This is a genomic window from Mycolicibacterium boenickei, from assembly GCF_010731295.1.
In the GTDB taxonomy this organism is placed as follows: domain Bacteria; phylum Actinomycetota; class Actinomycetes; order Mycobacteriales; family Mycobacteriaceae; genus Mycobacterium; species Mycobacterium boenickei.
In genome coordinates, this window is record NZ_AP022579.1 from 1567238 (window position 1) to 1580775 (window position 13538).

Sequence of the window (13538 nt, forward strand, 5' to 3'; positions counted from 1 at the left end):
AGCTGTGATGGGCCTCACCGTAAACGGTCGCAACCATTTATGTCAATGGTTGCAGGAAGTGCTTGCCAATCGGTTTTGGTAGTGCCAATATACGTAGGTCCGTCTGTGGCCCAGGCCACATCGGGCATCCCACTGTTACCTGGAAGGTATCCCGCTAGATGACCGATCAAGCTGTCGCCGGGAGTGAAGACACAGCTCACGACGTCCAGAGACTGAAACGCAACGCCGTCGGCACTGTCGGCGTCATCTTCATGGCGGTGGCTACCGCCGCCCCGATCACGGCAATGGTCGGCAACGTCCCGATTGCCGTCGGCTTCGGAAATGGTTCGCATGCGCCGGCCGGCTACATCGTCGCAACCGTTGTCCTCGGCCTCTTCGCCGTCGGCTACGCGACCATGGCCAAGCACATCACGACCACCGGCGCTTTCTACGGTTACATCTCCCACGGGCTGGGCCGCATCGTCGGGATGGCCAGCGGCGGTTTGATCACCATGGCCTACGTGGTGTTCGAGGCCTCCTTGATCGGGATCTTCTCGTTCTTCTTCCAGAACTTCATGCAATCCCAACTGGGCATCCACATCCACTGGGTGATCCCGGCACTGCTGATGCTGGTCACCAACGCGATCCTCACCTACTTCGACGTCAACCTGACCGCCAAGGTGCTCGGCGTGTTCCTGGTGACCGAGATCGTCATGCTCGCCCTCGGCGCGCTGGCGGTGCTGTTCAGGGGCGGCGGCCCGCAGGGCTTCGCGGTCGCCGAGACGATCAACCCCATCGGGGCCTTCTCGCCGGCAGCCGGAATCGCCGGTGCCAGTGCCGGATTGGGCCTGTTCTTCGCCTTCTGGTCGTGGGTCGGCTTCGAATCGACCGCGATGTACGGCGAGGAGTCGCGTAACCCGAAGAAGATCATCCCCCGGGCCACGATGCTGAGTGTCGTCGGAGTCGGGCTGTTCTACGTGTTCGTGTCCTGGATGGCGATCGCCGGTACCGGCCCGCAGCGTGCAGTGGAACTCGCGCAGGATTCGGCCACGTCCTCGGAGATCTTCTTCGGGCCGGTGCGTGCCACCTACGGCGAATGGGCGATCACGATGTTCAACATCCTGCTGGTCACCGGGTCATTCGCCTGCGGCATGGCGTTCCACAACTGTGCCTCGCGTTACCTGTACGCGCTCGGTCGCGAAGGCCTGTCCAAGGGGCTGCAGAAGACCATCGGCTCAACGCATCCCACGCACGGATCGCCCTACATCGCTTCGTTCGTGCAGAGCGCGATCACGCTCGTGATCATCCTGTCGTTCCTGTTCGCCGGGATGGATCCCTACGTGCACATGTACACGCTGCTGGCGATCCTGGGCACCATGGCGATCCTGATCGTGCAGTCGCTGTGCGCCTTCTCGGTGATCAGCTACTTCCACATCCGCAAGAACCACCCGGTGTCCAAGCACTGGTTCAAGACGCTGATCGCCCCCGGGTTGGGCGGGATCGGCATGCTCTACGTCGTGTACCTGCTGTGGGAACACAAGGATGCGGCCGCGGGGACGGCCTCGGGCACCCTGCTGTTCAAGCTGACCCCGTGGATCGTGGTGGGAATCTTCGTCCTGGGCGCGAGCATGGCCACCTACTTCAAGCTGCGCGACCCGCGCCGCTACGAGTTGATCGGCCGGATCGTGTTCGAGGACAACGTTGTTCGAGACTAGATGGACTCGTTCGACCGCGTGTTACTGAAGTTCGTCCTCGCGTGGGCTCCCTATGGGGGTCCGCGCGAGGACGACGTTTGGCTGGAGTTCGGGATGACCGCCGAGCAGCTGTGTGTCCGGTTCGCCCGGATCGTGTCGGGTCAGATCCCCAGGGTCAGGGCCTTGTCGGCCGCCGACCGCTGCCTGCTGGAACGCGCCTGCCGGTACCTGCGACACCAGCGAGAGTCAGGCGAACGCCGCGCGTAGCCGCGCGCACTGGCTGGCCATGAAGGCCTGGGCCACCGGGGTTTTCGCGGCGATCTGGTCGAAGCCGTGGAACGCCCCGTACACCTGTTCCACCTGGCAGTCCACTCCCGCGGCCCGCAGGCGTTCGGCGTAGGCCATGTCCTCGTCGTGGAACAGGTCCAGGGTGCCGACACCGATCCAGGCGGGAGGCAGCCCGGCCAGGTCCTCCCGACGGCCCGGCACGGCGACGGCCGGATCGGCGTCGCCCAGATAGGCCGACCAGCCGAACTTGTTGCTGCCCTGGGTCCACAGCCGGTGGCCGGGATTCTCCAGCTCCGGGCCCACCGACCGGTCGTCGAGCATCGGGTAGACCAGGATCTGCGCGGCAAGCGACACCTCGCCGCGATCACGGGCCAGCAGCGCGAGGGCGGCGGCCAGTCCGCCGCCCGCACTGGCGCCGGCGACCGCGACGCGCGTGGCATCGACCGCGGGCAGCGCCGCGAGCCATTTCAGCGCGGCATAGCAATCCTCCAGGCCGGCCGGGTAGGGATTCTGCGGCGCCAGCCGGTACTTGACCGCGGCCACCGTGGCGCCGAGTTCCTTGGCGAAGCGTCGGCACAGGGCGTCGTCCTGCGCCGGGCTGCCCAGCACGTACCCGCCACCGTGGATCCACAGCAGGGCCGGCGTCGGTTCGGTGACCCCGGTGGGCCGGAACAGCCGCACCCCGGCGCCGGAGCTCAGGGTGAGCACCTCGACGTCCTTGGGTGTCTGGCGGTTCTGCAGCACCGTCAGCCGCTGCAGCAGCGGCAGCGTGCGCCTGGACACCAGCTTGCGCGGGATGAAGCGGGCGATGCGTTCCAGGTCGGGGTGGAACGCGGGCCGGACGTCTGTGCTTGAGGTCACAATTACCGTTTTACCCGGTGATCTCGGCGCCACGTCAAGCAGGCCCTCCGTCGTCCGTGCGCGCGGTTTTCCACGCGTGGGCCGTGCATCGCGTGGTGGTTTCAAGCGGTCTACGCAACAGCTGGTGGTTTTGAGAGTAGTTCGTTGAGTGCTTCGGCCGGGGTTTTCCATTCAAGGGTTTTGCGGGGTCGGCCGTTGAGTTCGGCTGCGACGTAGTCGAGGTAGTGCTCGCCGTAGACCGACAGGTCAGTGCTTTTGGGGAAGTATTGGCGCAGTAGCCCGTTGGTGTTCTCGTTGCTGCCACGTTGCCAGGGTGAATGTGGATCGCAGAAGTAGATGTCGAGATCGGTGGCTTTGGCGATGGCACGGTGGTTGGACATCTCAATGCCCTGATCCCAGGTCAACGAGCGGCGCAGGTGCGCGGGCAGCTGGGTGATCTTGGCGACGATGGCGTTTTGCACACTTTCGGCGCTGTGGTCGTCGGGCAGGTGCAGCAGCATCACGAACCGGGTGCTGCGTTCGACCAGGGTGCCGATCGCCGAGCCTGAGGCGGTGCTGCCCATGATGAGATCGCCTTCCCAATGCCCGGGCACTGCGCGGTCGGCCACCTCCGGTGGGCGTTGGCTGATGTTGATCATGTCCGGGATGCGGCTGCGTCGAGTTCCGGGCTGATGTTGAGGTCGTCGTATTGCCCGTTTTGTTCGCAGACACTGGTGCAGTTCTCGGCGTAACGAACCCCGTCCCTGCACGTAGATCGCCTGGTAAATGGCTTCGTGTGACACCCACATCTCCGGATCGTCGGGAAAGTCGATGCGCAGCCGCTGGGCGATCTGCGCCGGGCTGTGCCGCAACTCCAATCGACTCTGCACCTGCTGACGCAACCTGTCATTGCGCGCCAGGCGGCGTTGTTTGTCGCCTGGCCCGATCAGCGGATCGGTCGTGGGCAGACAACGCGCGGTAGACCACTTTCGCCGAGGCTCCACTCTGTTGAGCCCCGAAGGCATGCTTGCGTCGATACCCCGATTTGTGTGGATTCTTGCGGGTGCGCAGTTCGGTGTTCTCGTCGATCTCGCGTTTGATCGTCGAGGCCGGTCGGCCCAGCCGTCGACCGATGGAACGCAGCGATTCGTCGGCGTGGACGCCGGCTTGGATCTCGATGCGCTCCTGCAAACTCAACCGTCGACGCGCACCGGTGCCCGAAGGCTTACTCACGTGCGGTTTCACCCCGCCAGCTTGACGAAACCACCGCCGTCCACAGGTCGCTGACACGCCGACGGCCACACCGGCATCCCCGGGCAACAGGCCTTCGCGGACCCGCTCCCAAAACAACCGCTTTCTCGACTGGAACGAACCCCGAGCCATGCAACACTCCTCAAATCAGAAGGTGTGTTGCGTAGACCCCTTGAACTCAAGCGTCGCACCGCGACCCGCAGGTAGAAATCGGCGCCCCCGGCGCGAGGTCAGCTACTTCAGCAGCGGATCGCGGGGCAGGCCCAGGATGCGCTCGGCGATGGTGTTGCGGGTGATCTCCGACGTGCCACCGGCGATCGTCATGGCCCGGTTGCCGAGGTAGGCACGGGTCAGCTTCGGGGTCTGGCCGGTCACCCCGGCTGAGCCGACCAGGTCCATGCCCAGTTCGGTCAGATGCTGGGAATGTTCGGCGACGAGCAGCTTGGTGACGTTGCCCTCGGGCCCGGGTTCCGCGCCGGCGATCGCGCGGCTGACCCGGCGGAGGTTCAGCAGCCGCAGCGTGTGGCCCACGGCGATCACCTCACCGGCTCGGCGCACGTAACGGGCCCCGTCCGGATCGGCGTCGATCAGGGCCACCAGCTCGTCGGCATCGAATCCGGTCGGCGCAGCGGAACCGCCGCCGATCGAGATGCGCTCATTGCCCAGGGTCGCGCGCGCGACCAGCCAGCCCTTGTTCACATCGCCCACGACATCGGCGTCAGGAACGAAGACGTCGTCGAAGAACACCTCGTTGAAGTGTGCGTCGCCGGTCAGCCCGCGCAGCGGATTCACTTTTACCCCAGGGGCTTTCATGTCGATCGCCATCATGGTGACGCCGGCGTGCTTGGGGGCGTCCGGATCGGTGCGTACGGTGGCCAGGCCCCACTGGCAGTGCTGGGCCAGGCTGGTCCACACCTTCTGGCCGGTGACCAGCCAGCCGCCGTCGACTTTCTTGGCCGCGGTGCGCACCGCGGCAGCGTCCGACCCCGCGCCCGGCTCGGAGAACAATTGGCACCACATCACCTCGCCGCGGAGCACGGGCTCCACCCAGCGCTCGCGCTGATCCTCGGTGCCGGCCTGGGCGATGGTCAGGGTCACCCAGCCGGTGATGCCCATATCCGCGCGCTCGATGTCGGTGAACTCTTCCTCGATCACCAACTGCTCCAACACATCCGCGGCCCGGCCGTATGGCTTGGGCCAATGTGGCACCAGGTAGCCGGAGTCCACCAGGTAGTCGCGGCGCTTGTCCTCGGGCAGGGCGCGGACTGCGTCCGCGGCGTCGCGCGCGTCCTTCCGGTACCGCTCGGCCTCCTCGGGCAGCGCGAACGACGCCCCGTGTGCCTGCCCGCCGCGTTGCCCGTCGACGACGTCGATCAGGGGATCGGCACCGTCGCCGAGCACCGCGGCCAGCGTGCGGGCCCGGCGCAGGTACAGGTGTGCGTCGTGTTCCCAGGTGAACGCGATGCCACCGTGCAACTGAACGTTGGTCTGCGCACAGAAGATCTGGGCGCGGATTGCGTGGGCAGCGGCCACGGCGGCGGCGAACCAGGCGCCATCGAGGCTGTCGGCGCGGGCCGCATCCCACACCGCGGCGGTGGTCTGTTCGGCGTCGACGAGCATGTTGGCCGCATGGTGCTTGACGGCCTGAAAGGTGCCGATGGTGCGGCCGAACTGCTCGCGCACCTTTGCGTACTCGACGGCCATGTCGAGCGCGGCCCAGGCGACCCCGACCGCCTCGGCCGAGCCGAGGATGCGGAACGCCGTACGCGCCGCCCGCGCTGCGCCGCGCAGGATCCGGCTCTCATCGACGGCCACGGCGCGTAGGTCGACCGTGCCGATGCTGCGCGTGGTGTCCAGGGAATCCTCTGCGGTGACGGTGATTCCGTCGGCAGTGGCGTCCAGGACGACGATGTCGTCGCCGGCGGCCAGCACGAGTACCTGGGCGTCGGGTGCACCCAGCACGGCGCGCGCCTGCCCGCCGAGAACGCCGTCGGCACCGATGGTCACCGAACCGGCCAGGCCGAGTGCCGCCACCGTCGTACCGTCGGCGAGGCCCGGGAGCAGTTCGGCCCTGACAGAGTCCGGGGCGTAGCGGTCGATGACCACCGAAGCGGACACGGTCGGCAGGAACGGGCCCGGGGACAGTTCGCGGCCGGCCACCTCGGCAACGACGGCGAGTTCGGCCAGGCCGAATCCGGAACCGCCGTACTGCTCAGCGATGGCCAGCCCGTTCCAGCCGAGTTCAGCACCGGCAGACCAGATTTCGTCGGGGTAGGTGCCGGCGTTCTCCAGCGTCGCGCGGCCGGCCGCGCGGCTGTCGAGCCGGGTCAACTGCCCGAGTGCCGCGTCGGCGAGGTCCTGGTGCTCTTCGGTGATGGCCAGCGCAGACTTTGTCATGCTTAGCGAAGCTAAGGGGGTTACGCGGATAAGTCGATGTGATGCACGTCACAATTTGACGCCCGGTGGACAAGTCGGCGAAGTTGTCGCCTGCGCGAATACGCTGCGGGGTACGCTCGCGCAATGACGGCACGACCGGATAACCGGTACCCCGCACCGACGCTCGCTGATCGAGCTCGATGGTTGCTACACGCCAAGCCGGCCGACCATATGCTGGCACTAAGTGTGGCATCGACTTCGCTACCGGTCGTGGGCAAGCACCTGGAACCGCTCGGCGCCCTGACTGCCATGAGCGTGTGGGGGTTCCGCCACCTCCCCGAATTCGTCAGCTCCTCGGCGAAGTCCTGGTTCGCGCCGGACAACAGCGAGCAACGCAAGGCTGAGCGGGAACAGACCACCGCGGTCGCGCAGGAGGCTCTGCGTGGCGTGGTGTCACCGGCTGACCTGGCCATCGACTGGCCGGCCCCGGACAGCCTCGCGCCGTTGTGGCACACGTGCGAGTACCGCCGCGACGTCTACCGGACGTCGGTGCGCTACGGCGATGACCCGGCCCAACTGCTCGACGTGTGGCGGCCCAAGCATCTGCCCACCGAACCCGCGCCGGTGCTCCTGTTCGTGCCGGGCGGCGGCTGGGTCCACGGCGGCCGGATCCTGCAGGGCTATGCGCTGATGTCGCACCTGGCCCAGCAGGGCTGGGTGTGCCTGTCCATCGACTACCGGGTGGCCCCGCATCACCGTTGGCCCCGGCACCTCACCGACGTCAAGGCCGCGATCGCCTGGGCGCGAGCCAATGTCGACAAGTTCGGCGGCGACCGCAATTTCGTCGCGATCGCGGGCTGCTCGGCCGGCGGGCACCTCGCCGCACTCGCCGGTCTCACCCCGAACGACCCGGACTTGCAGGGGGATCTGCCCGACGGGGCCGACACCTCGGTCGATGCCGTGGTGGGTATCTACGGGCGTTACGACTGGGAGGATCGCTCCACTGAGGAGCGGGTCCGATTCGTCGACTTCCTGGAACGGATTGTGGTGGGACGCAAGATCGATCGCCATCCGGAGATCTTTCGGCAGGCCTCCCCGATCGCCCAGATCCATCCCGACGCGCCGCCGTTCCTGGTCATCCACGGCACCGGTGACAGTGTCATCCCGGTGGCGCAGGCTCGCAGCTTCGTCGACAAGCTCAAAGCGGTGTCACGGGCCGTGGTCAGCTACATCGAGCTGCCCGGCGCAGGGCACGCCTTCGACATGACCGACGGCGCCAGAACTGGGGCGATGACAACCGCAATCGGCTTGTTCCTCAACCAGATTCACCGAAACCGGGCGATGGACGAGGCCAAAGCTGTCATCTAGACGTTTCCACACCTGGGGAGGGACACCGTGAAGCGGTTGAGTGGGTGGGACGCGTTCCTGCTTTATACAGAGACACCCAACGTGCACATGCACACCTTGAAGATCGCGGTCATCGCGCTCGAGGACATGGGCGATCGGACGTTCGGGATCGAGGAGTTCCGGGAGGTGATCCGCGGACGGCTGCACAAGCTCGACCCGTTCCGCTATCAGCTCGTCGACATCCCGTTCAAGTTCCATCACCCGATGTGGCGGGAGAACTGCGACGTCGACTTGGAGTACCACGTCCGGCCCTGGCGGGTCCGCGCCCCGGGCGGGCGCCGCGAACTCGACGAGGCCATCGGGGAGATCGGCAGTACCCCGCTGGACCGCAGCCGACCGCTGTGGGAGATGTACTTCGTCGAAGGCCTGGCCAACGGGCGTATCGCGGTCGTCGGCAAGATTCACCACGCGCTGGCCGACGGAGTCGCCTCGGCGAATCTCCTGGCCCGCGGGATGGACCTCCGCGACGGCCCGGACCGCGACGACGACTCGTATGCCACCGATCCGGCGCCCTCCAAGACCGAACTGGTGCGCTCGGCGTTCGCCGACCACATGCGCCAGCTCGGCCGGTTGCCCGGGACCGTGCGGTACACGGCCAAGGGATTCGGGCGGGTCCGGCGCAGCAGCCGCAAGCTGTCGCCCGAGCTGACCCGGCCGTTCACCCCGCCGCCCAGCTTCATGAACCACATCCTCGACGAGAAGCGCCTGTTCGCCACTGCCACACTGGCATTGGCGGACGTCAAGGAGACCAGCAAGAAGCTCGGGGTGACGATCAACGACCTGGTGCTGGCCATGTCATCGGGAGCGCTGCGTACCTTGTCGCTCAAGTACGACGGCAAGGCCGACCATCCGCTGCTGGCCTCGGTGCCGATGAGTTTCGACTTCTCTCCGGACCGCATCTCGGGCAACCGGTTCAGTGGTGTGCTGGTGGCACTGCCGGTGGACGTCGAAGACACCGCCGAGCGGGTGCGCAAGGCGCACGACGCCGCCGCCCTGGCAAAAGAAAGCCATCAACTGATCGGGCCGGAACTGATCGCACGCTGGGCCGCGTACATGCCGCCGGCACCCGTCGAGGCGGCCTTCAAATGGCTGTCCCATCAGGACGGTCAGAACAAGGTGCTCAACCTCAACATCTCCAACGTGCCCGGTCCGCGGGAACGCGGCAAGGTCGGCGGCGCCACGGTCACGGAGATCTACTCGGTGGGGCCGATCACCACCGGCAGTGGGCTGAACATCACGGTGTGGAGCTATGTGGACCAGCTCAACATCTCGGTGCTCTCCGACGACGCCACGGTCGACGACCCACACGAGGTCACCGACGGCATGGTCGAGGAATTCCGCGAGATCCGCAGGGTTGCAGGGCTTTCGGACAAGCTGACCGTGGTTGAGTCCGCGATGCCGCAGTAACTCCCCCTGCACCGCGAGCATGCGTGTTTGCCCGCCGACACACCGCGCAACTGCGACAGTTTCTGCACGCTCACGGTCTCGCGGGCGGGCGGACGGATCGGTATTGCCACAGAACCAGGCGAGCGGAAGGATTCGACCCGTGGACATCCGTGACTCGGAGACCGGTGATCTCGCCGAGCTCAAAGAGGAGATAAGGCTTCGGCTGATCGCCGGGTTCTGGGACTACGACGACCTGCTCGAGTGGGCCTCGGATTCTGACGTCGTGCCGCCTGACGACGCGGCGGCCCTGGTGAGGTCGATGTGGGACGAACGGATAACCGAGCAAGCAGTGTGGACGGACACCGGTGATTACGGCCGGTTGAAGGACACGTTCACACAGTTGCAGTCCGAGGGCATCCTGTCGCGGATGTGTTTCTCGTGCTGCGTGACCTGCGCGACCAGCGAGATCGACGACGAGCGCACCCTCCACCCGAATCCGCCGGACTGGTACCGCTACCGCGAGTGGGCCTACACCTACTTCCACGAGCAGGATGCCCTGCGGCTGGGAGAATCCCCACCGCAACTCCTCCTGGGGTACAGCTCTTTTCGTGCACATCCGGACCTACCGGAGGCGTTGGTGCAGGCATCCTACGACGGCGATGCGGCGGCGGCCGAGGAGGTCAAGGAGCGCACCGAAACGATGGTCGGTCAGCGAATCGTCGCAGTGGCCGAGAGTTTCGGTCTGACCACCTATTGGTCGGGGTCGCGCCACGAACGAATCGAAGTGGCAATCAACCAGTGGCGTAAGCCGTTGCCACCCCGCGTATCTGGAGTGGTTCAGTCGCAGAGTCGGAGCCGGTCGGCGCCGATGCGCTGGCTGGGATCTCTGCTGAAACCACGCAACGGCAATCTCTGACGGGCCGCCATGACACACACTGAGGTCGATTTCATCACTGTCGCGGGACCCCAGGTCAGAGAACGACCGCCAGTAGTGACGCCGCCACTTCGGCCAGTTGACGGTCGCCACTCAATTCGATTCGCTCGCGTCCTTGCTCCACGGTGATCCCGCGGCTGGCCAAACGCCACAGAGTGTCTTGGTCCATGCGCACCGTGGCGTCCGGATCTGACAGTGATCCGGCGCGCAGATTCCATTGCGCACCTTCGGAAATCACTGCCCAGTGTCCGCCGGCCGCTCCGCTGACTTCGAAGCCGACCGCGGTACCGGGCGGCCGCGGGTGATCGCGTAACGCGAAGGGCGCGGCGTGCAGGAACGTGGCCAGAACGGGATTGAGCAGGGCGGCGTCGTCAGCGCCCTCCTGCGACACCGCGTCGCGGATCTGCTGCTGATGTACCCAGTACTCTGTGTAGTCCCGCGCGATGTCGAGCCAGGCCGGGCTCGTTCCGTCGCCGGCCCACGAAACGTTCAGATGCGCGGCGCTGTCCAAATCCATGCCCGCCCATACCGCGTCCAGCTGCGGACCCAGGTGGGCCAGTAAGTCGATCATCATGGTGGGGCTGCATTGCCGCATCGCCCGCACGAACTCCTCGTTCACGCGGGCCAGGTAGGTCGGCAGCGTCTCGTCATCGGCAAAGGACGCGCCTGCATACCGGTCGCGGCTGCCCGACACGCGCCGCATGTAGTCGTTGAGGATGTGCGCGACGATGTCGTGCACGGTCCAGCCCGGGCACACCGTCGGCCTGGCCCAGTCCGCCGGCTGCAGGGTCTCCAGCAGGCCGAGCAGTGCTTGTCGTTCCACCGGAAACAGGTGTCGGACATCGAGGCGGATCATGACGCCAAGCTAGCCGGTGAGTACCCGAGGATGCTCCTGGTTATCGGATCGGTTCGTCGCCGAGCACGGTGGTGCGCAGCATGTGGCGGGGTGAGTTGGGTTCGTAGGGCGCAGCGCGGTGCAGGACTCCCTGGTTGTCCCAGATGACGGTGTCGCCGACGGACCATTTGTGGCGGTACACCTTGTCGGGTGTGGTGGCGTGGGCGAGGAGTTCGGCCAGCAGTGCGCGGCCCTCATCGAGATCCATGCCGACGATGTGATCCGCTGAAGCACCCAGCACCAAGGACTTTCGTCCGCTTCGGTGCGTCCACACCAGCGGGTTTTCGTGCGTCGGCCGGGCGGCCCAGCGCTGCCGTTGCTCGGGTGTGGGGTCGGGGTAGACGCGCCGTTGCGACGCCTCGAGCGAATGCACCACCCGCAGGCTGCCGTAGAGCTCCTTCTCGGCTTCGGTGAGGGACTCGTAGGCGGCGTAGGCGTTGGCGAACTCGGTTTCCCCTCCGCGGGCGGCGACCTCGACGGCTGACAGTATCGTCGCCTTTTGGGGGCATTCGTCGTGCATGGGAGTGCAGCCGTCGATATGCCAGTCGAATGTGGCCTTGAGGTATTCGGCGGCCTTGTTCTTCGTCCGGTCCAGGGTGATCGGGTAGATGCCCGAGACAGGATGGTGGCCGTCCGCGGAGCGATCGATCTCGCCGAGCCGCTGGGAGAACGCCACCTGGGCTTCGGGATTCAGGTGCAGGCCGTGGAAGACCAGCACACCGTTGTCTTCGAGCGCGTCCAGCACGGCCGCGCCCAGGCTGTCGTCGGTGCCCAGGCGCTCGGGGTCGACGCCGACGACCTCGGCGCCCACCGACGAGGTCAGCTTGTTGATGGTCAACACACTCACGGGTACGTCCTCTCGTGTTCGGTGCCGGTCACGGCCGGGGCTCTCCGGTGCGGATCATGACAGCGTCGGCGGAATCGGTCGGGGCGGGTTGGTGCATGATCTCCACTGACATTGCGACCATGATCAGCGAATAGATCAGGTACAGCAGGTTCAGCGCATCGTCGGGCAGGTCGTCGAGGGAGAATTTGTCGCAATACTCGATCGCCTCCTCTATGCGAGGGAAGAAGGCGTCGTGGAACTCGTGCATTTCGGGCATGGTGCTGGCCAGGCGACGCTCCCAGCGTTCGGTCTCCGTTGGCAGACACCAGATCTCGGCGTAGGGCTCCAGTTCGGAGAAGGCACTCGGCAGTCGGGGCGAGGTCATCGCGACGCTCCTGCCGGTGTACGTCCTCGCTGGTAGTCCTCGACCCAGTCGACCGCCATCTTGTGCAGATGGCGCACCAGGATCTCCTGGTCGTTGAGCGGGAAGTCGTCGATGACGTCGTACTCGAGTGCGGCCTGCGTGCCGCCCAGCATGCCGGCGTCCTGCAGGGCGAACTCTTTGAGCACCACCGCGGCCACCTCGTGCTCGATCCGCTCCCGCACGGTACGGGCCGGATGGAAATACGTGAACGCCTCGAACCGGTGGGTGTTGTGCGAGGTCGGCCAGTAGCGATACAGCAGGTACCAGCCGCCGTAGATCAGGATCTCCAGGTTGGGGAAGATCTGGAAGTTGCTGATGCCCCAGGGTTCGATGTTGCCGGGGTTGAGCCCTGACGGGAGCTCGCCGATGTCCGGTGTTCGCCAGGGACCCACCAGTCCACTCTGGGTTGCCCGCTCGATCGGGTACATGTACTCCGGCGCCAGCAGCCAGCGCCGCGTACCGGCCGTCGAGACCAGCCGGTGTGGGCCGTCGAGCTGAAAGTGCCCACAGGTGAAGCCGGCGTTGGGATCCCGAACCTCGGGCGGCACCTGCTGGGTGTGCAGCGACGGCACATGGTAGTACTCCTGGAAGGCATCGGCGAAGATCTTCCAGTTGCTGTTGTTGTGCGCGACCCAGTCGTAGCGCTCGGTGAGTTTCCCGAACGGGTAGTCGTCGAGGGCGGTGACCATGGGGCCGAGGAACTCCCGCAGGGGCTGGTGTGGCTCGCGGTCGAAGTTGACGAACACGAAACCGGCCCAGACATCACAGTGAACGGGGACCAGGCCGTAGTCGTCGGTATCCAGGCCGGTGTAGCCGTCCACGTCGGGTTGAGACAGCAGCCGCCCATCGAGACCGTACCGCCATCCACAGTGCCGGCATTCGAATTCGCCACCGGTACTGCGTAGTTCGGTGGCCCGGAAGTCTGCCACGACCACGGGGTGTCCGCGCCGCCGGCACAGGTTGTGGTAGGCGCGGATAACGCCGTTGTGATCTTTCACCAGCAGCAGCGAAGCGTCGGCGGCCTCGACCTGGCGGGTGATGAAACTGCCGACCTCAGGGGTCTCCTCGATACGGCTGATGTTGAGCCAGGCCCGCTTGAAGATCGCCTGCCGCTCCTGCGCGTAGAACTCGGCGGAGATGGAGTCCCGGAACGGGATCGGCCCGGTGCCCAGATCCGGGTAGTGCTCGGTCCAGGATCCCTCAGCCGGCTTGGGCCACTTGGTTGCCATGTGAACCTC

General features: G+C 66.0%; 11 protein-coding genes and 1 pseudogene. 5 read left to right on the forward strand and 7 right to left on the reverse strand.

What is annotated here, in order from left to right; all coding sequences use genetic code 11:
• Positions 1-158 precede the first annotated feature (158 nt).
• A complete protein-coding gene (locus G6N57_RS07335) occupies positions 159-1694 on the forward strand; it encodes an APC family permease (RefSeq protein ID WP_077739880.1) in 1536 nt (511 codons plus the stop codon).
• A complete protein-coding gene (locus G6N57_RS07340) occupies positions 1695-1940 on the forward strand; it encodes a hypothetical protein (protein WP_077739881.1) in 246 nt (81 codons plus the stop codon).
• Here G6N57_RS07340 and G6N57_RS07345 read toward each other — a convergent pair.
• From G6N57_RS07345 to G6N57_RS07355, 3 genes and pseudogenes are all read right to left on the reverse strand, one after another.
• A complete protein-coding gene (locus G6N57_RS07345; protein ID WP_097926268.1) occupies positions 1920-2822 on the reverse strand; it encodes an alpha/beta hydrolase in 903 nt (300 codons plus the stop codon). The genes G6N57_RS07340 and G6N57_RS07345 overlap by 21 nt on opposite strands.
• A gap of 110 nt (positions 2823-2932) precedes the next feature.
• Positions 2933-4184: pseudogene (locus G6N57_RS07350) on the reverse strand (IS30 family transposase).
• A 102-nt stretch (positions 4185-4286) separates the two neighbouring features.
• Positions 4287-6449 carry an acyl-CoA dehydrogenase family protein gene (locus tag G6N57_RS07355; protein ID WP_077739883.1) on the reverse strand — a complete coding sequence of 721 codons (2163 nt, stop codon included), beginning with the start codon at positions 6447-6449 and terminating at the stop codon, positions 4287-4289.
• Positions 6450-6572: 123 nt separating this feature from the next.
• Here G6N57_RS07355 and G6N57_RS07360 point away from each other — a divergent pair, with 123 nt between their 5' ends.
• The 3 genes from G6N57_RS07360 (at position 6573) to G6N57_RS07370 (ending at position 10137) form a co-directional block, all read left to right on the forward strand.
• Complete coding sequence (locus tag G6N57_RS07360) at positions 6573-7796, forward strand: alpha/beta hydrolase (RefSeq protein ID WP_077739884.1); 1224 nt, start codon at positions 6573-6575, stop codon at positions 7794-7796.
• Between the two features lie 27 nt (positions 7797-7823).
• Positions 7824-9242, forward strand: a complete 1419-nt coding sequence (locus tag G6N57_RS07365; protein ID WP_077739885.1) for a WS/DGAT/MGAT family O-acyltransferase — start codon at positions 7824-7826, stop codon at positions 9240-9242.
• Between the two features lie 139 nt (positions 9243-9381).
• Entirely contained in the window at positions 9382-10137 is a 756-nt protein-coding gene (locus G6N57_RS07370; RefSeq protein ID WP_077739886.1) for a DUF6891 domain-containing protein, read from the forward strand.
• A gap of 55 nt (positions 10138-10192) precedes the next feature.
• On the opposite strand, the gene G6N57_RS07375 is transcribed toward G6N57_RS07370, so the two are convergent.
• Genes G6N57_RS07375 through G6N57_RS07390 form a run of 4 tightly spaced genes read right to left on the reverse strand, consistent with a single transcriptional unit; the run spans position 10193 to position 13529 of the window.
• Complete coding sequence (locus G6N57_RS07375) at positions 10193-11011, reverse strand: maleylpyruvate isomerase family mycothiol-dependent enzyme (RefSeq protein ID WP_077739887.1); 819 nt, start codon at positions 11009-11011, stop codon at positions 10193-10195.
• A 40-nt stretch (positions 11012-11051) separates the two neighbouring features.
• Positions 11052-11897, reverse strand: a complete 846-nt coding sequence (locus G6N57_RS07380; protein WP_077739888.1) for a TauD/TfdA dioxygenase family protein — start codon at positions 11895-11897, stop codon at positions 11052-11054.
• Positions 11898-11925: 28 nt separating this feature from the next.
• Positions 11926-12261 carry a hypothetical protein gene (locus tag G6N57_RS07385; RefSeq protein WP_077739889.1) on the reverse strand — a complete coding sequence of 112 codons (336 nt, stop codon included), beginning with the start codon at positions 12259-12261 and terminating at the stop codon, positions 11926-11928.
• Positions 12258-13529 carry an aromatic ring-hydroxylating oxygenase subunit alpha gene (locus G6N57_RS07390; protein ID WP_077739890.1) on the reverse strand — a complete coding sequence of 424 codons (1272 nt, stop codon included), beginning with the start codon at positions 13527-13529 and terminating at the stop codon, positions 12258-12260. The genes G6N57_RS07385 and G6N57_RS07390 overlap by 4 nt, the downstream gene beginning before the upstream one ends.
• Between the last annotated feature and the right edge of the window lie 9 nt (positions 13530-13538).